Source organism: Nostoc sp. (assembly GCF_036916985.1).
GTDB lineage: Bacteria > Cyanobacteriota > Cyanobacteriia > Cyanobacteriales > Nostocaceae > Nostoc.
The window spans coordinates 155,499-174,431 of the sequence record NZ_JBALFD010000025.1; the positions used below are offsets into that span (position 1 = coordinate 155,499).

Annotated in this window: 15 protein-coding genes and 1 pseudogene; 1 reads left to right on the forward strand and 15 read right to left on the reverse strand. The window is 42.6% G+C overall.

Annotated features, from left to right (window positions below):
• Positions 1-10 precede the first annotated feature (10 nt).
• From V7L07_RS10130 to V7L07_RS10170, 9 genes are all read right to left on the reverse strand, one after another.
• Positions 11-3,166, reverse strand: coding sequence for a DUF4114 domain-containing protein (locus V7L07_RS10130; protein ID WP_335057382.1), 3,156 nt, complete (start codon positions 3,164-3,166; stop codon positions 11-13).
• Positions 3,167-3,559: 393 nt separating this feature from the next.
• A complete protein-coding gene (locus V7L07_RS10135) occupies positions 3,560-3,859 on the reverse strand; it encodes a hypothetical protein (RefSeq protein ID WP_335057384.1) in 300 nt (99 codons plus the stop codon).
• On the reverse strand, positions 3,840-4,325 hold the full coding sequence (locus V7L07_RS10140) for a hypothetical protein (RefSeq protein ID WP_335057386.1): 486 nt from the start codon (positions 4,323-4,325) through the stop codon (positions 3,840-3,842). The genes V7L07_RS10135 and V7L07_RS10140 overlap by 20 nt, the downstream gene beginning before the upstream one ends.
• Positions 4,273-6,357 (reverse strand): caspase, EACC1-associated type, encoded by a 2,085-nt coding sequence (locus V7L07_RS10145; RefSeq protein WP_335057388.1) that lies wholly within the window; start codon positions 6,355-6,357, stop codon positions 4,273-4,275. Before V7L07_RS10145 ends, V7L07_RS10140 begins: the two co-directional genes overlap by 53 nt.
• Before the next feature lie 30 nt (positions 6,358-6,387).
• Positions 6,388-6,792, reverse strand: coding sequence for a hypothetical protein (locus V7L07_RS10150; protein ID WP_335057390.1), 405 nt, complete (start codon positions 6,790-6,792; stop codon positions 6,388-6,390).
• Between the two features lie 268 nt (positions 6,793-7,060).
• Complete coding sequence (locus V7L07_RS10155; RefSeq protein WP_335057392.1) at positions 7,061-8,782, reverse strand: NAD+ synthase; 1,722 nt, start codon at positions 8,780-8,782, stop codon at positions 7,061-7,063.
• A gap of 85 nt (positions 8,783-8,867) precedes the next feature.
• Entirely contained in the window at positions 8,868-9,614 is a 747-nt protein-coding gene (locus tag V7L07_RS10160) for an NUDIX hydrolase (protein ID WP_334985104.1), read from the reverse strand.
• Entirely contained in the window at positions 9,575-10,174 is a 600-nt protein-coding gene (locus V7L07_RS10165; protein ID WP_335057411.1) for a nicotinate-nucleotide adenylyltransferase, read from the reverse strand. Before V7L07_RS10165 ends, V7L07_RS10160 begins: the two co-directional genes overlap by 40 nt.
• Before the next feature lie 4 nt (positions 10,175-10,178).
• Entirely contained in the window at positions 10,179-11,585 is a 1,407-nt protein-coding gene (locus V7L07_RS10170; RefSeq protein ID WP_335057394.1) for a nicotinate phosphoribosyltransferase, read from the reverse strand.
• A gap of 450 nt (positions 11,586-12,035) precedes the next feature.
• On the opposite strand from V7L07_RS10170, the gene V7L07_RS10175 reads away from it, so the two are divergent.
• Positions 12,036-12,188, forward strand: a complete 153-nt coding sequence (locus V7L07_RS10175; protein WP_335057396.1) for a nicotinate phosphoribosyltransferase — start codon at positions 12,036-12,038, stop codon at positions 12,186-12,188.
• 157 nt (positions 12,189-12,345) lie between these two features.
• Here the strand turns inward: V7L07_RS10175 and V7L07_RS10180 are convergent, their stop codons facing one another.
• From V7L07_RS10180 to vnfG, 6 genes and pseudogenes are all read right to left on the reverse strand, one after another.
• Positions 12,346-12,570 (reverse strand): hypothetical protein, encoded by a 225-nt coding sequence (locus V7L07_RS10180; protein ID WP_335057398.1) that lies wholly within the window; start codon positions 12,568-12,570, stop codon positions 12,346-12,348.
• Between the two features lie 56 nt (positions 12,571-12,626).
• Positions 12,627-12,800 (reverse strand): annotated as a pseudogene (locus V7L07_RS10185) (ABC transporter transmembrane domain-containing protein); the annotation flags it as partial.
• 162 nt (positions 12,801-12,962) lie between these two features.
• The gene (locus V7L07_RS10190; protein ID WP_335057399.1) at positions 12,963-14,396 is read right to left on the reverse strand and encodes a nitrogenase component 1; all 1,434 of its coding nucleotides are present in this window, start codon (positions 14,394-14,396) and stop codon (positions 12,963-12,965) included.
• Between the two features lie 198 nt (positions 14,397-14,594).
• Entirely contained in the window at positions 14,595-16,118 is a 1,524-nt protein-coding gene (locus tag V7L07_RS10195) for a nitrogenase component 1 (RefSeq protein WP_335057400.1), read from the reverse strand.
• 142 nt (positions 16,119-16,260) lie between these two features.
• Positions 16,261-17,646 (reverse strand): V-containing nitrogenase subunit beta, encoded by a 1,386-nt coding sequence (vnfK, locus tag V7L07_RS10200; protein WP_335057401.1) that lies wholly within the window; start codon positions 17,644-17,646, stop codon positions 16,261-16,263.
• Between the two features lie 497 nt (positions 17,647-18,143).
• Positions 18,144-18,933 (reverse strand): V-containing nitrogenase subunit delta (vnfG, locus tag V7L07_RS10205; RefSeq protein WP_335057403.1); only part of this gene is annotated, 790 nt, incomplete at its 5' end.

Consider the following 18,933-nt stretch of genomic DNA (forward strand, 5'->3'; position numbering starts at 1 on the left):
GATAAGATGACTAAATTGTGGTTGCCAAATTAACTTTGATAATCAGATCATTAAAATCCTTGTCGCCACCATTTGGCAAATCCTCAAAGCCAAAAGTATTACTAGCTAACAGGCGAATGTGATCCGTATGATCAGAATTAGCACCCAAGAATGGGAAATAAACCGCCGGATCATTATTAGGATTGTTATCTAAAAGCGCATCAGGTTTAGCATTAACAATAATGAATGGAGCAAAGATAGCACCAGATTGGAAAATACCAGTCTCAGTAGCAGTACCTTGATTTTTCACACTCAAATCAATACCAGCAACCCGACCACGCACAGCAGCCTGAATATAACCAGCCTGTCCCGCGAGAATATCAGGCTTGCCGTCGCCATTGGTATCAATTCCACCATTTGGATCAGTCACCTGATAAAAGCCGACGTAATCGTTGTAAGATGCTTCTCTGTAAACATTAAATTCCGCTTTGACTGATTGTTGGACATCTCGCAAATCAATCATTTCCCCTTGAAATTGACCTTGGAGATTTGTACCCAAAGGTAAAGCTTGATTTGTCAGGTTAATGTTCACTACCAAATCATTAAAATCTGTGGCACTCTTACCAGAAGCATCCTTCCAACCGAGAGAGAAACTATTATTACCCAAGTCGGTAATTTTTTGGGTTGAGACACTAGAAAACAGTAATTTTCCGATAGAATTAGGATCATTGCGTACAGCATTAAGTGTACCGTCTGGGACTAATAAGAATCTAAAATCCTGACCAGAATTCAATTGCAGCAGCCTGCTGAGATTATTAGTATCAAAGCCATTGGGGTTATTAGCGATCGCAGATAAAATTACTACTGAGCGTTGTAAAGCAGCTTGGGCATAACCTTCAGCACCAGGGGCAATACCGTTAATCGTACCTTGAACATCATCAACAGTAAATAAACCCAGTTCATTCACCAGCGGAGAATTGTGTCCAGTGAGTTTGATTTCCAGTGTTGTCTTGACATCCTGACCTGTGATGTTGAAGATATCATCATTGGGGTTAGTCAGACGACTGGGTATTTCGTCATTAACATTAATAGTCAACCCCTTCTCAAAGGAGAGATCACCATTATCAGTAGTGCGGACGCGGATTTGGTAAGTAGCCTTAGTTTTAAAGTCTGGAGAATTGTTGATTTTGAGGGTATTGCCATTAATGGTGAAGGCATTATTATCAGTATCGTCAATTCCCGAAACTAAGCTGTATGCGAAATTATTGTTTTTATCTGGGTCGGTGCTGCTGAATGTGCCGATGGCGGTGTTGGCTGGTGCTTCGTCGTTGACGGTGTTGGCACTCAACTCCAAATCTGTGGGTGCTTCATTGAGATCGTTGATGGTGATGGTTAATGGCTTCTGAAAAGTCAATCCACCATTATCTTTAGTCTGAACCAGGATGTTGTAACTGGATTTGTTTTCAAAGTCTGGGGAAGTATTGATTTGTAGTTGATTCCCGTTAATGGTGAAGGCACTATTATCAGTATCACCAGTGCCAGCAACTAAACTGTAGGTGAAAGTATTGCCTGTATCTGGGTCGGTGCTGCTGAATGTGCCGATGACAGTATTGGCGGGGACATTTTCGTTGACATCAGTTTTATCTAATGCTAAATCTGTGGGTGCTTCATTGACATCCTTGATGGTGATAGTTAATGGCTTCTGAAAAGTCAATCCATCATTATCTTTAGTCTGAACCAGGATGTTGTAAGTAGGTTTATTTTCAAAGTCCGGGGAAGTATTGATTTGTAGTTTATCCCCGTTAATGGTGAAGGCACTATTATCAGTATCACCAATGCCAGTAACTAAACTGTAGGTGAAAGTATTGCCTGTATCTGGGTCGGTGCTGCTGAATGTGCCGATGACAGTATTGGCGGGGACATTTTCGTTGACTGTGGTGTTGCTAAGGCTCAGGTCGGTCGGTACGTTCTGGTAGTCAAAGGCAGGAGAGTTAAGGTCTAACCCAATGGTATTTTGAAAGATTGCAATGAGTTCATCGAATTCGCCATCGCGTTTAATGCTGAGGTATGTGTCGCCACTGATCTCTTGTGAGCGGTACTTATCAAACGAACCGAGAAGTTGAACTTTATCTTGTTGGGCATTGAACCCGATAATCCGGGCGTAGTCGTTATTTCCGGTAGTGGTGGGGTCGCCATTGTCATAGTAAATACTGGTATTGTTGGCCAGAATGTAGATATCTGGGCCGGGACCTCCCATCAGGGTGTCGATCTCTCCCTTTCCCTTTCCATAATGACTGTTACCAGCCACCCCATCTAGGATATCGGCTCCAGCACCACCAATCAGAAAGTCATTTCCTGCTCCACCAGTTAGGGTGTCATCCCCGGCACCGCCATCGATAGTGTAGTTACCCGAAGCCGTATCTAAAATGGTAACCCTATCGTTGCCATCCCCTGTATTAATGGTGTTAATGGCGCTGCTTGTAGATGCCGTGACGATATCTGCACCAGAACCAGTTGTAATAATTTGCTTGCCCGCAGTAGAGGTTGCTTCCACTTCAACTGCACTTGTGCTGGTACTGGTTATGGTTTGTGCGCCTCCAGCAGATATGGCATTCACTTGGACAAGATTTGCACCATTACCACTATCGTCACCAATCGTCTGCTCCCCCGCTCCGATGGTAGCTGCAACAACTGAGTTAAGACCTACACCTTTTATATTCAGTGCCCCGGCGTTAGAGGTTGCTGTCACCGTGGTAGCACCTAAACCCGTTACAATCGTCTGTGCACCGGCTTTGGATATTGTTTTGAGGGTTGCCGTACCCGTGAATGTGGTCATGGCGATGTCAATCGCACCGGCCCCAGATGTTTTTGTTGTTAGGTTTACGCCTAAGGCTGCAAATGCCTTTTGAAAATTAATACCTGTAGTAATGGTTTGTGCACCATTAGCTGTCGTATTGATTTCAATATTCTCGATATTGCTTAGATTAGTCCAGAGAGCATCAGGCGGTGTGATAGCACCGGCCAGAAGATGGTCAATACGCAGCGTATCAATACCTGATCCACCATTGAGGGAATCGCCAGAACTAAAAGTATCCGTTCCCGCACCATCATAAGTCCCATTAAGTGTGTCATTGTCTGTGGTGCCAACAATTGTATCGTTGTTGGTGGTTAAAGTGTAAATAGTCATAGTTATTTCTCCAATTCAGTAATGTCAATACCTTTGCCAAAATAAGAGCCTAGAAAAATTTTGGTAAAACTGGCAAAATTACTCATAAATAAGCGTTTCGCTTAAAAGGTAGTTTGTCATCTCAAACCCTTATACTGCGGTCAATACGTTAAAAAAACCTTGTGGGAAACCTTATGGGAAACCTTAAAGAACTTATTGTTTTTGTCAAACCTCAGAGAACAGCGAGTTAATACTGAAAGCGTCATTAGCTCACCCTCGTAAATTTACGAAGGTATTGTAAACCGTAAATATACGTAATTCTTAACTTAAGTAAGTCTTAGAGGATGTTTATTCTGAGCGGCTTCAGTAATACCTGAACATCAGTCAAAACCAAGATTTAGCTATTCCTATACTCTAAACGGTTAAAAATTGGACTTTTTGAAAAGTCTGAAAATTCAGAGACAACAAGCTATCTAGCTTTTCCTGTTTGTCAGTATTAGCGGTGTTAATACAGTTAGATATTGCTGCCTTAAAATCAGCAAAGTTAGCACTGAGTAATTGCCGTACTAATTTTTGCAGAGCATCTGCGATCGCGCTGTAGGGAATATTGCTCAGAAATGTCTTGAACCGCCAGTTGAATGCTAGAGATTTGACCGAATTTCTGGTACGATCGCTATTAACTAAAGCTGCAAAATTAAGGTTTAATGGGCACAAACTTATTAATGGGCACAAACTTATATTTATCAGTGCCAGGTATTTGTTGAACTTTAACTAGGAAGATGGGATTGTCTTTATTGTCTTTGCGATCGCCTGATTGTAAAAACTGAATCTTTCCTGTGGCACCATCGACTGAAAAACTGTTACTATACAGAGTCTTTTGGAGTTGGTCACGAGTGTTGCTTTGCTGCAAACCTTTAATAATTGCCAGAGTTGCATCATAGCTTGTCGCTGTTCGCCAATTCACAATTTTACCCCAAAGATTCTCAGCATTTTTTCCAAATGGATGACTGGTAAATGCTGTGGGATGCCAAGGTACAGGGATAGTCATATCGTTGATATTTTGCCCTTGTTCTAAGGTTTCTTGAGTCAATGCCGCTGGAGTACCAAATAGAGCTAATTGACCTTTATTAGCTAGTAATAACGCATGACCCTTGACCAGTTGTGTCTCTTGATTTGTCAATATAGAAAGCTAATATTAAGGCATTAGCACCTCTATTTATAGCTTGGGAAAGGACTGCTTGTGGGTTAAATTGAGAATCCCGAAAATCACATTTTGTGAGGTTGATAGTGCCGCCAGCGTTTGTTATCGATGTGACCAAATAACTCTTAACCGATTCATTATCTGGATTTTTATCCGAACAGATCAGAAAGTTAGTTTTCCCCCTGTTATTGATGGCGTAACTAGCAACCCTTTCTGCTACCTTAACAACACTAGGAGCAGTACGGAAAATATAGTTGTCTTGACTTTGATTATCAAAGCTGATGTTTCGGGTATAACTAGTAGGAGATATCATCACCAACTTACCTTGATATACTAGACCTCCGGCCCTGGAAGCTTTACTTGAATTATGTCCCACTACAGCCAAAATACTGGGATAATCGACAAAGCTCTTTGCAATAGTTGGGGTAATAGTTTCGCTATTATCATCATTAGCGATCGCTACTTCCAATGCTTTGCCATTGATACCAAAACCGCTATTCACTTCATTTTGAGCTTGAGCCACACCGCGTAACATCTCTTGCGCTATGTTTGGACTTTCGCCAATAGGTACACTCACAGCAATTTTGAGTCGATTTCCTTGTTGACGAGCTTTAGCATTGTTCAAGTAAATCAATGCTTCTGGATCGCTAGGATTTGTTTTTCGATATGCTTGAAATTTATTAATAGCAGTCAGACAATCACCTTGAGTTAATGCTCTAACTCCAGCTTCTTTGTCTGAGTTTGTATCCTGCTTCAATAAGATTTTTTCACCAAAACTGATTCTGTCGCCCGAAATATAATCCTCCATAGCACAAGAGCTAGAGGCATCTCTGTGAAAAAGAGCGTATATTACAGTGCCACCAATAACGACGCCGATGATGCAGGCTCCTATATATTGGAGAAAATTGCTATTTGGGGGGGGTGGAGGAGGTAAGGGAGGTGAGTTTTCGGCAATTATTGGAGCTTCGATTAGCGCTATATCTTCATCTCTAAGTCCTAACGCTTGCTGAAGACGTTTCAAATCAGCATGAGTATTGTCACTAACAGATAATTTACCTTTAGTTGCTTCGATGAAGGCCTTTTGATATTCCTGTAAATTTTCTTTGTAGTCTTGATAAGGTTTTAAAACCTCAGCCTCGATAGCAGAAGCTTCATCAGGTTTAAGTCCTAATTCTTTTTGTCGCTTAGTTAAAGGAATACGACCCATATTAATAATCTCACCGTCTCTTACCCAATAATCAACTTCTCGACGATATATGAGCTTGGGATCATCAATAGGTGCTTTAGCAAGGTTTATTTTATAGCCTTCTTTGATAGCATATATCTCCGGTTTCATTGCCGGAGTAGCTTCTTGTACTGCCTTAGTAGCATATTCATGCAATTCATCAACGGAAATCCAACCATCTTCATTCTTATCTGCTGCACCAGTCTTCAGCCCCTCAACTATGTAGCGGGTGTAAGTTGAAGTATCTGCTCCTTGCTGTTCAAAAGAATATTGGGTTGAGGTACTAGATGTCAGAACAGCTCGCCCTTCTCCACCCAATTGGTTTCTGATATCAACAAAACCATCATCTTTCGCTGACATTCCTTCAGCAAATGCACCACTAAAGCAACAATCAAGAATTACTACCTCGCGTTTGCAACGGCTATTACTCATGACCGAATGTACGGAGTTAGCTGGTACTGTTGTGGCCTTAACTAGTTCTCCTTTGTCAGTTTTTTTAGTGTTGCAAGCAGCAAAGTAAAGCTTGCCATTCTCATCCTTGATGCCATGTCCAGAGAAAAACAGCAGCACGAGGTCATCTTTTTGACGATTGGCAAACAAAGCCTCGATCGCTTCATCCATTACTTGTCGTTGAGGATTTATCAGCAGTGTTACGTCATCAAAACCGCCAATCTCTGGGTTTAGCAAAACTCGCTGCATCGCCTCGACATCTTTTGCCGCTGCTGGCAATGGAGTAAGACCAGGCTCATACTTACTGACTCCGATTAGCAGTGCTACTTTCGCCATCTCGTTATTCTTCCTTGCTGCTGGAATTTCTTAGTTACCTGCGACAAACTTTTGCGCTTGTTCAATGGCGGCGGTTAATTCTTCCCGACTGCTAGCTTTCACCTTAAGTTTTTTGCCGTTAGCCTCAACTTCCAATTCAATGCTTTTGTTACGCAAGCGATGTCTGGCGACAAGCCGCTCCGCGTCTACGCCTAAAAATCCCAATAATTTCTTAAAATTATTAATACTCACCTCTGTCTGCAACACCCCCACCAGAAAACCGCCAACAGACTTAGCTCCTTCAGGGATTTCTGTAACTGCTACGAGTTCAGCACTTTCGACATCTAGCTCATTGATTTCTCGCAGCAGATTTCGTGTTTCCCATTCTTGCTCATCTGCATCTAAGTCTGGATTAGAAAGTGCGATCGTCAGTTTGACGTTAGATTCAGAACTCATTTTATACCCTTTTCAGTTTTTAGGCAGTCGACTGTCAACAGATTTCCGTAGTTTCTCTATTGACATCATAGCCACTATGTAAATTTCCTGAAACTTCTTCAATATTTTTACAGAAACTCATAAAATTTAAGTAAAAATTAACGTGAGTTCGACAAGTCTTATTTGACCTCTCCCCCAGCCCCTCTCCGTGTCGGAGAGGGGAGCAAAAAGCTTTCTCCCCTGCTCCCTGCTCCCTGCTCTCTTGCCTCTTTTTCAACCAAGAAATTCTTTAACCAAGCAGTATTGAGGTAGGTGTAGCTATGGTTTTAGCCTGGTAAGCGTTTTTGATACCAACCCAGTTACTAGCAATTGGCATTCGCCAACCTGTTCCAAAGGCGCGATCGGTGATTTTTAAGCCGGGGGGTGCTTGTCGCCGTTTAAATTCAGCCCGCGCTACCATTTGGATTACTCTATCTACAATCACCGCATCGTGACCAGCTGCGACAATTTGCACTGCTGATTGATGGTTGTGAATCAGGCGTTGCAAAATGTCGTCCAAAATTTCGTAGGGCGGTAGAGAATCTTGATCTACTTGACCCGGTTTGAGTTCGGCGCTGGGTGGTTTAGTTAAGACGTTTTGCGGGATGATTTCATTATTGCGATTTAACCATTGACAAAGTGAATACACACGGGTTTTCGGAACATCTGCAATCACCGCTAACCCGCCATTCATATCGCCGTAGAGGGTACAGTAACCCACAGCCATTTCTGACTTGTTCCCAGTAGATAAAAGCAGATAGCCAAATTTATTAGCGATCGCCATTAATAAATTACCGCGAATCCGCGATTGGATATTCTCTTCAGCCAGTCCAAACTCCGTACCCGCAAACAATTCACCTAATGTTTGATCGAAGCCTTGCATTAACTCGCCAATTGGTAAAAGATTAGTCTTAATCCCCAAATTTTCAGCTAATGCTACAGCATCACTAATGGAATGCTCGGAACTATAAGGAGAAGGCATGAGAACACCAAGGACATTTTCTTTACCAAGTGCAGCCGTAGCGATCGCAGCTACTATTGCAGAGTCAATCCCGCCACTTAAACCCAACACTACTTTAGAAAACCGACACTTACGAGCGTAATCTCGCACTCCCAAAACTAAAGCTTGCCAAATTTCTTCATCTTCCGATTCATATATCGGTTCTACAGAACCCAACTGCAAATCACGTTGCGCCTCGTCAAATTCCACTACTAATAAATCGGTTTCAAAACCACGGGCGCGACACATAATTTCACCTTGACGATTTAAGGCAAAACTACGCCCATCAAAAATTAGATCGTCATTTCCCCCGACCTGATTAGCATAAATAAATGGTTGTTGAAAACGTACTGCACTATGTCTGAGCATTGTTTCACGAAACTGTTGCTTACCAGCCGTGTAGGGTGAAGCAGACAAATTTACAATCAAATCTACACCTAAAATTGCTAAGTCAGCAATCGGATTTGCGGCATAACTCCGTTTACCCCAAAATTCCTCATCGTTCCATAAATCTTCACAAATAGTTACGCCAATATGGATATCATCGAGAGTGAAATAATTAGCTTGTAAGCCTTCTTCAAAATAGCGACGTTCATCAAATACATCGTAAGTAGGCAAAAGTCGCTTGTGAAAAAGTTGCTCTACCTTACCATTCTCTAACAAAGCTATGCTGTTAAATAAAGTTTTACCGCCACTAATATGCGCTTTGAGATTCGGTTCAACAGTTCCTACCAACACAGCTAAATTTGGTGGTAAATCCTGAGCCAAGTTTTGTAAAGTAATGCCCATCGCTTCCACAAAACTTGGATTTAATAATAAATCCCTTGGTGGATAGCCACACAAAGAAAGTTCCGGTGTCAACAACAAACGCGCACCGCTAGATGCTGCTCGTTGTGCCGCTTCCAGGATTTTTTGGGCATTTAAAAGCAAATCACCGATAGTAGGATTAATTTGAGCGATCGCAATCTTCATTTTAGTTAAGAGTTAGGAGTTTGAGAAAGTTTGCCTCGTTCCCAGCCTCCGGGCTGGGAACCAGTTAACTCTGGGTAACAATTGATTAAATAAACACCAAAGGTTTATCTTTTAAGGGAGCAAATGCTTCCGCGTCAAACTTATACAAGCTAGCTGGACGACCAGCACCCCGCGATACCTTAATTCCGGTATCGCATAAAAAACCTAACTTGAGTAGACGCGCCCGAAAATTGGAATAATCGGAAAAATTGTCACCTAAAACTGTGGCGTATAACTGATATAAATCATTCAAGGTGAACATTTCTGGCAAGACTTCAAAAGCCACCGGACTATACTCTAATTTATTTCGCAACCGCCTATGTCCATAAGCCAAAATTTCATTATGGTCAAAAGCTAGTTGCGGCACTTGTTTTACTGGATACCAAGCTATACCAGTCATGCGATCGGCAATTAATTCAGCTTCTTCAAATCGCACTAGGGCAAAGTAACTAACTGATAGATAACGTACACCATAACTATCAGTTGCTTCCCGTGGATCGCGATTCGGCCCGCCAAATGTATAAAGTTGTTCTAAGTAGAGATTATTGACCTTAATTTTTTCTGCCATAATGCGATAGGCAGCATCTTCTAAAGACTCTCCAGGACGTACCAAAGTACCGGGAAGACTCCAATGATTTAAAAATGGTTCTTGCTGTCGCATTACTAGGAGAACTAACAGCCGATTTTGTACAGTATCTACAGAAAAAATTACATTATCAACACCAACCTTGAAATCGGCCAAAGGTTGTTGGTTTAACGGAATTGGTATCTTTTTTTGTGAACGTCCTGGCATTCGTACAAATGCTCTCGATTAATATAGGCAACTACAGGGGCTATGAGGGCTTGAGAATCTCCATGTTCGCGGTACGCTGTTGAGGAAACATCTAGACCGATCAGACTGGCGATCGCAATCTTCCCTCCCAGCTTTTGCACTACCTCTGAACTAGATTCATCTATTGCATATCCGGGTCGCGGTACAATCAGTAGTCGCACTTCCTGTAACAAATCTTCAATGCGATACCAACGTGGTAGCTGACTCAGTAAATCTGAACCAATGATCATTGTTAATTCAGCATCCTCACCCCAAATAAGCTTCGCTTTTTCTACTGTTTCCAGTGTTCTAAAGCTGCTCAATTCTTGTTCCAAAGCAATATTGTGCCTTGGTGCGTCTATATCCGCAATCAACAATCGTAACATTGCCGCCCGATGTTCCAAGGGTGTTTGATGGGACTTAAATGGATTATCCGCTGCCCAAACTGCTACCCAATCATAACCCTCAGATAACCAACTCAGAATTTTTTGATGTCCAGCAGTTGGTGGATCGGCACTAGTACCAAACAAAGCAATTTTCATCATCTTACTTTGCGTCCTTTGCGGTTCGTTTCTTAGTCTTCTCCGTTAACTCTTGCAGTACAGCAGAAATCTCCACTTGCACCGAGACAGGATCATTCAAACGCCGTGTCTCTTGTGGCAAACTAGCAACTGAGGCGGCGGTACGCTGACGAATTGTTGCTAACGATTCCAACGGCTGCACCCGTTCACCTTGTTGCACTACCAGCTGCAACAAAGGTTCTTCTTCCACAGAACTTTCACCTAAAAGTCCCAACCTGTCTGCTTTTACCTTACCTCCCGTAAACGAGCGAAAAATCTGCTTGCATCCTGGATAAGTAACTTTACCACTAGACTGCTTCATCACTGGGATACCATCAATGTCTACAAGTTTATAGACTCCGTTTACAGGCGAACCTGTAACTAGTCGTGTTCCCAGTCCGTAACCATCAATTTGCGCCCCAGCAGCTTTTAATCTGGCAATTTCCCACTCATCCAAGTCGCCACTAGCAAAAATTGGCACACCGGGAAGGAGCGATCGCACCTGTTTTGATAAGGTAACTAAATCTCCTGAGTCCAATCGCACTCCTGTTAATTGCATTTCGCCGGAATTTACTTTTTCAGACAAGCGCTGGGCAGCAGCAATGGTATCGTAAGTATCAATCAGCAACGGCGCACCCGGAAAATATCGATGAAATGCACTAAAGGCTTGTTCTTCAGTGCCTTCTATTGCTGACAACGCCATCACCAGGGCGTGTGCCATAGTACCACTTGGTTGTTGTCCCAGTTGTAGCGCTGCTAACACATTGGAGGTGGCATCTAAACCACCTGCCAAAGCCGCCCGCGCCGCCCACAAAGACCCTTGGGGACTAAATGCTCGTCTTGTGCCAAATTCTAAAAGTGTTGCTGATTCCCCCGCAATATCCCGCAACCGGGCTGCTTTTGTGGCAATCAAAGTTTGGTAATTAATCGTATTTAAAAGGTAAGTTTCCACTAGTTGCGCTTGCCACAGGGGTGCTTCTACTCGTAACAGTGGTTGATTGGCAAACACAGCCGTCCCTTCTGGTACTGCCCAAACGTCACCCGTAAACTTTCCCTCAGCTAAAAGTGACCAAAAGCGATCGCCTGCGTGAGCGAAAATTCCCGTTGCCTGTAACGCTGCAATTTGCGCCGAACTAAAGCGGATTTTGGCTAAATATTCCAATGCTTGCGTTAGCCCCATTGCAATTAAATAACCAAAACCCTCTGGCAATCGCCTGACAGACAATTCAAAACTTGCCCGTCGTTGTTCTATACCTTCGCCTGTGTAACAAGCTGCCATTGTTAACTGGTAAAGGTCGGTCAGCAAGCTGTAGTCATCCGCAGAAAGGTTTAATTCCTGGTTCTGCTGGCTTTGCTGTTTATGTACATAATTCAAATCTGGCAAAGTTGTCATGCAAGAGCTTCCTTACAAGATGCTTCTTTTATTTATGGTAATATTTACCATAAATAATGTCAACTACCAGCAAGTATATTTCTGAGATCGCTGTCAAAAGGTGGATTAATAGTCAAATTAATACTAACTTTATCAAATACTTAATATTTTTTAATAGTAATAGCTAGTAATAATGTTAATCGGAACAGGCAGCCAATGAAAAAAACAAGATTCTGTCAGAGAAAGTTTGTTTGCCAGCCTCTTTCCCCAACTAGAGTTGAAGAAATAACTATGTTACAATTAGAATCGAAGAAAAAAGTTTGGCTTTTTGAGAAGCTAAAGTATTGCGAAGTTATCTAAATAAACATTGCATAAGTTCTCAATATATTGAGAATTAGCGCCAGCTTTGAATATTAGCATTACAGTATAGGCATCACCATTAAAGTGACTCGAAAAGAGGAGTCAAATATTATGGCTATTTCCAAAATCATTGCTAACATAACCCAGTATATTTCTGAAGCTGCGATGCGGATTTTTAGGCCTACGGATGATGCTTATCCTGTTATAGGGGTACAACCTTTTACAGGTGAGCCTTACGATAAGCGTAAAGATGATAATGACTAAGTGCTGATACAGCATTTAAAAAATAGTTATGAACAAAAAGATCCCCGACTTCTTCAGGAAGTCGGGGATCTTTTTCTCTTGGTGAAAAGCCAATCAACAAAAATCGACGGGAATCCCATCCCAACAAGAGAGGTGTTCGGGATAGCCACCCGCCGATTTAGTCATTATTGATACACTCAATTATATATTTTCTGTGCTGCCCTAGTAGAATGGAGATTAGCTTTAGCTTCTTGGAATTCAGCCACAGCGGTAATTTTTTATCCTGATATTGGCGCTGGCGATCGCTTAATGTCGCCTCGCTAGCAGTCATAATCCGGTTAAATTTAGCAGTTTTGGCGGTAATTTGACTGTTAAAAGTGTGAATTTGAGCCTCGATTTGCACTAGCTGCAACTTAGCTTTCTCAATATCAGTTTGCAGTTGGCTTTTTTTAGTTTGTAAGCGTGAACATCTGCAATGCGGCTGACTACTTCCCCACTACGTCGTCCTTCAAAATAAGATGGGGGTAAATGTAAGAGTTTGCGCCCATATTCTAGAGTTAGTCCTAATTGCAATCTTTGACCGAAATAGCCGATGAGGTGCGATTGTACTAAACCAATGGCACTTTTAATTAATGTTCAGGGTGATTACGCCTTGATTTTTGAAATATAAGTAGGGTACGTTACGGCTTATGCCTAACACACTACTTCAATCTTTTAGTGGGTTACGCTTCGCTAACACACCCTACATGATAACTCTGCATCAAAATATCAAAACATTCTTGACACAATACTTTTCTATGTCCAATGAATCTCTTTGGAACGAAAAGCTCTATCCCAATCGTTAGCAATCACCTCCATCATATTGATCATGCCTTCATAGCCAAAATATGGCTTGTCAACATAAGTTTCTCTGTTAGTGGGGCTAAATACATCAAAAGCAATTTTGATTCCTAATTCCTCTGCCATGTATTTTTCCCATGCCGAGCCAATCACAGCATCAACATCCAACTCTTGTAAGGTCTGTTTAACTTGATAGCCATCTGCCGAAAATGCTACGCGGGGAGCAAGACCAAGACTATCTAGTTCTCGCTCCAGAATTAAACGAGAATCAGGCATCGCCGAGCGAAATAATAAGACTTCAGGAATCATCTCCAATTCTTCAAAAAGCATTCTGACTAATCCAATGCCAAGCGTCCCATCGGCAGATACGGCAATTCTACAGTTACGATATCGGGGAATAATCATCAATGCTCGTTTGCGAAGTGTATCTACGACCATTTCTTCGCCTTGTTTAATTAGCGGTTCGACTTTTTCTTCGATCTTGAAATGTGCCGCCAATGCCTTCAACCATCGAGTAGTGTTATTTACACCTACCGGTAAAGGTATATCATCAAGGATCAATGGGATGTCATGAGTCTCTTGCATTTTCCGAGCAAACTTATACCCAACATCATGACTGAGAACAATATTGGCCGTTGCTTCACCAGCTTGCTCCAGTTCTTCAAATGAGGTATTATGAGAGAACACAGTTTGCACTCTGATCCTCAAAGATTTTAACGTCTGCTTTACCCATTCCAAATCAGCCCACCAAGTAGGATTAAGATTTGCCTGTGGCGCAATGATATTTACAATCCTTGGCTTCCTGCCCCTTCTCTTAGTCTGCCTTTTTTTGATAAAAGGAAGTAAAGCCTCCAAACCCATCTCCAAGCCATCGTAAGCATTGCCCCGAAACCCACCAGCCATTAAAGGAACGAGTTTAGCTTTGATATCTGGCTGAAGCTGGTTGCACAATCCCGCAATATCTTCACCAATAATGTCTGCCGCGCAAGTACCAACGACAAACATCACCTTAGAATCAAAAGATTGATCCGCTTCTTTAATCATATTTTTGAGTTTCTCAGACGCTCCCATCACAATGTCTGACTCAAAAAGGCGGGTACAACCTACTTTTCGCTTGGTGAAATCAACCTCATGAGCATCATACCCAGCTGCAACAGTGGACGCGCAACCCTGTGGAGACTGAATCACAATACTGACATCTTTAATGCCAGCAACCGTAGTTGCAATACCTTCAAGGGCGCACCCAACAACTGGATCTTTACTATGGTCACAATTATCAAAAGTTAGTCCAGCAGACATTTTTCCCTCCTGTTTCTCTAAGGTTTGAATATGGTCAACCCGTTTCACATAGCCTGTAGCGACTTCTGCCTCAACATTTCCGTGTTTCACGCAGCTTGTAACGGATTCCGCTTTGACATTTTTGGCTTAAGCCTTGCCCGTATCAGACGCCACCGAATCAGCGTGTAGTTGGGTTTTGTTTCTTAACCCAACATTTCCGAGAGTTTGTTGGGTTTCACTTCGTACCTCTACGGGGAAGCAAGCTACCACCCAACCTACAATTTTCTTCGTTAGACAAAATTTCATTCATTACTCGTTAAAGCATTTTCCCCGCTTCTTTCCTGCTGCATATACGGTACAATCTGGCAGGTCTTGAGCTAGTTTTCCGGTCAATGATTGAGCAGATGCTAACCCAGAATTTTTTGGGAACACCATTTGCTTGGTCAAAGCACTCCGAGGTCTAAAGCCATATTGAAGTGCTGTTTTAATACACCTTGCGACCTTTAAGGCTCCGCGATAGCCAAATCTGGGACGATTTAAGATAGCATTTAAATCGACGACGGGAATATGGGGAAAACTCAAGGAAGAACCAAAATAAACTACCGATTCTGCATCAAGACCACCAATGAAATCCAGTAATTCATCTTCTGTTTGTTTCATGGACTCGTACTTGCCAAAGGCCAGTGTCCCTTTCGTAATCAGGATTTCCGGGTCTAACCCTGTTTCCAACAAATAATCTACACTGGTTTCTCGTGCTTCTGTACTCCAGGGATGGAAATTATAGATTACCGCACGCATCCCAAAATCACGTTCCAACATGTGGGCGATGGACAAGCACTTGATAGCATCATGTCCTTCGATAATCGCTAATTTCCCATCTATATAACTCTTAGCTTCCTCAAATTCAGTTTTAATTGCGGCATATTCTCTTTCCATCAAAGCAGCCGCTTGTTCTTCCATGCCTAAATATTTTGCCGCCCCTTCGAGCCATTTTTCTGTAGCACTAATTCCGTATGGGAGGATAGTAGAATTTAACGGCGTACCGAACTTGTCTGACATGGCTTTGCCGATGGTATAGCCAAGATCCAAACATAAGGTACAATTAACTGCCGCACTCGGCGCTTGCTTGAGTTCTTCTAATGTACAATCACCTGCGATGACGCTGTGAACTCTTGCCCCCATTGCTTCTATTAATCGCACCAGTTCTTTGACATCAGTTTCGACTTCCGTCCTTTCAGGGCCCATCTTTGCGCCCACAATATTGACAGAATCAGCTAGTTGTGCTTTCCGTTCTGGAGTTGGCGGCTCCATAAAGTCTACGATTTGCCGAAATACGATATCAAATCCACTACGATACTCCCCGGCGAATCCTTCACAATGTATCGTCATGATCTCAGCATCGATTTCGCCACGTGCCTTATTCACTACGTCATCAACACAATCGCCAATAATACCAGACGCACAACTAGTAGCAACAACGATCGCATCGGGATGGTATTTTTCATCTACTTCTCGAATCGCGCCTTTTAATTCTTTTTCCCCTCCAAAAATTACCGCTTTCTCACTCATGTTCGTAGTCACCACGGGTTCATAAGGGGAACCACTATTGCGGCTATTGGTCAGCTTGTATGCCCGCTTTACACCATAAGCACAGCCACTCGGCCCGTGAGAAATGACGATCGCATTTTTAATCCCACTTAAAATCTTCGTTGCAGTCCAAAATTTACAAGGGCGGGTATGACTACCTTGTAAAGTGGTCTTAATCTTACCCTCTTTTGCCAAGCGATACAGTTCGCTCAAATTTCCGTAAAATACGACATTCTGATCTATCATGATAGTCCTCCAAATATTTCATCTTTTTTAAACGCAAAGGATCGCTGAGGTTGGCGCAGAGGAACGCAAAGTTTTGAATAGAGGTTCAAACTCTGCGCTCCTCTGCGTTTTACTCTGTGTTCCTCTGCGTTGAAAATTCAATCTACCAGACGTTTAAGATCCACTCGCGATCGTGCTTGTTCTCCATATCTGCAAACATGGCGTTGGCAATGTTGTCTGCTAGCCATTCTGCCCCTTTATAGCCAATCACCGGATATTTCCACAAACCTGCGCGGTCAAAGCTAGGAAAGCCTACCCGAACCATCGGAATCTTGTTATCGATAGAAATATAACGACCCTTGGAATGACCTAAAATCAAGTCGATTTCTAGGGATTTATCTGTAATGCGGCGCTCCAATTCCCAGAGGTCTGCATTCCAGATAACTTCAATATCACAAGCTGCTTGCTTCTCTAACTCGGCAATTCTTGGGTCTTTGGTGCAGGCTTTGTTGTCGTCTCCCAACAACATCAGCACTGGCTCTAACTCAACTTCTAAGCAGAACTCTGCTAGACCAATTACTAAATCGGGATCTCCGTAAATAGCTACCTTCTTGTTGGCGAAGAACATGTGTGCGAGATCGGCGATCGCATCAATAGCTTTACCCCGTTCTCTGACTAAAGATTCTGGTATTGGTTTGCCAGTAAGTTTGCTGATATTTTGTAGCCAGATGTCGGTATTTTTGATACCAATTGGTGTTGGGCCAATAATTGCAGGAACCTTAAACTTCTCTTGTAAGAATTCGGCTGCACTACCGCCTTCATATTTACATAAGGCAATAGTTCCCAACGCATTAGCAGAATCAGCGATGTCTTCGATGGTAGTATTCCCAAAGGCAAAACTTGTCTTATCAGGCATTGTGGGCGCATCGAAGGTTTCTGTATCCAGTAAAATGTTTCCTGGAACGTCCATCTCTTTTAAGATGCGTTTAACTTCGGTAACATCTCCAGGGTTCAGCCACCCAGTGATGATGTTCAACTTGCCAGTTGGTTCACCTTTTTTTGCTAGGGTAGAAATGATTGCATTTACGCCGACATTATAGCCAGTGACTTGAGAGCCTTTGTAACTGGGAGTATGTACAGGAACCAGGATAACCTTGCGATCGGGATAAGCCTGCTTTAAATGGACGTTGAGCTTGTTAATGGTTCCTTCGATATCGTCCCCAATTGTTTCAGTTGAACAAGTTGTAATAATTGGGATAATCCGTAAATCGGGATATCGTGCGATTAAGGTCTTTACACCTTCCTCAATCCGTGGTATACCTCCAAGAACAGCGCTATTTTCATGGAGTGAAGAAGAAGCAATGTCGAAATTTTCCTTCAAATGCTGGGCAAACAGGAGACGAACGAACATACTACATCCCTGTCCTCCATGCACCAGGGGAATACAATCTTTGATTCCGATGGAAGCGTATTCAGCCCCAGCAGGCTGACAGGTAAATATAGGATTGATGATTCCCTTGCGTTCTTTCTGTTTTACGACTAAAGACATTCTCTTGACTCCTATGTGGTAAAAAATTGCGTGATTTTGTTTGGCGTTGCTGAACGAAGAGATGAAGTGTCTTTTCGAGCTTAAGAAAATGGAGCGATGTCTGCGGCAAGCTAACGCTGCATCCAACTAAGAAGCAAGCTGCTCATAGCATCGATTACAGAAGAAAAGTAGAATTGAATTTCGTGAAAATCTTGAAAGCTAGATGAGATGCTTCTGTAGTCAGATACCAAGCTTCTTAGGAATGCTTTTGGTGTAGCCCTTCGATGACATCGCTCTCTACTCTGTAAGTCTCTACTCTGTAAGAAAATTTCTGCACAAACACTAACAGGATGACAAGACTCTAATTCATGCTCCAATTCAACAACGCCGTTCGTTGGTAGGACTTACGCAAAAACCCTCTCAAACTCTCATTCCCCCGTAGCCTCTGCGTCCTCTGTGGTTTCTTTTCCTTACCTTTACGTAAGTCCTAGTTTGGTTGAATTACCGATCTAATTGCTTTAATAAAGCGAATAATGTAATTCACCATTCTTCGACTTGGTTATTACAATATCGATCAGCATTCCCTTAACAGCTTCCAGTACTGCTTTCTTTTGCGAGTTCTCCATGCTATTTAACCATGCAAACCTAATTTCCAGGTCAGCTGCAAGGATCTTCGCATCTGCATAAAAACCTCTCTCGATCAAGGTTTCTAGAACTACCTTTTCTCCAGTCAAGATTTGGGCGGTCTTATTGAGAACACCATTGATGTTTTCTTCCCGATCCCATGCACGAGAGTGAAACTGCCACAAACAACGTTCTTGAATTAATTTTGTGACTTCCGCAGCTCGCTCTTGAATGTATGACGCGATTTCCTTAGCTTGGACTTGAACCTGTGGTGCAACTTCCTTAGCTTGTGGTTGAACCTGTGGTGCGGCTGCCTTAGCTTGTGGTGCAACTTCCTTAGCTTGTGGTTTAACCTGTGGTGCAACTTCCTTAGCTTGGACTTGAACCTGTGGTGCAACTTCCTTAGCTTGTGGTTGAACCTGTGGTGCGGCTGCCTTAGCTTGTGGTTGAACCTGTGGTGCAACTTCCTTAGCTGGCTGTTTAACCTGTGAAGTGGCTTCCTTAACTTGCTGTTGAACTAAAGAAACGACTTGCTCAGATACCTCTTTGGTTGCTTTACCGTTGCCATTACCATTAGTGCTTGGCAGATTTTGCTGACCACGGATATCAAGGTTAGCGAGTTTCATCAGAGGGGAGTAAATGGCATTATACATATCGCGTGCCATATTCACCGCACCTTCAAAA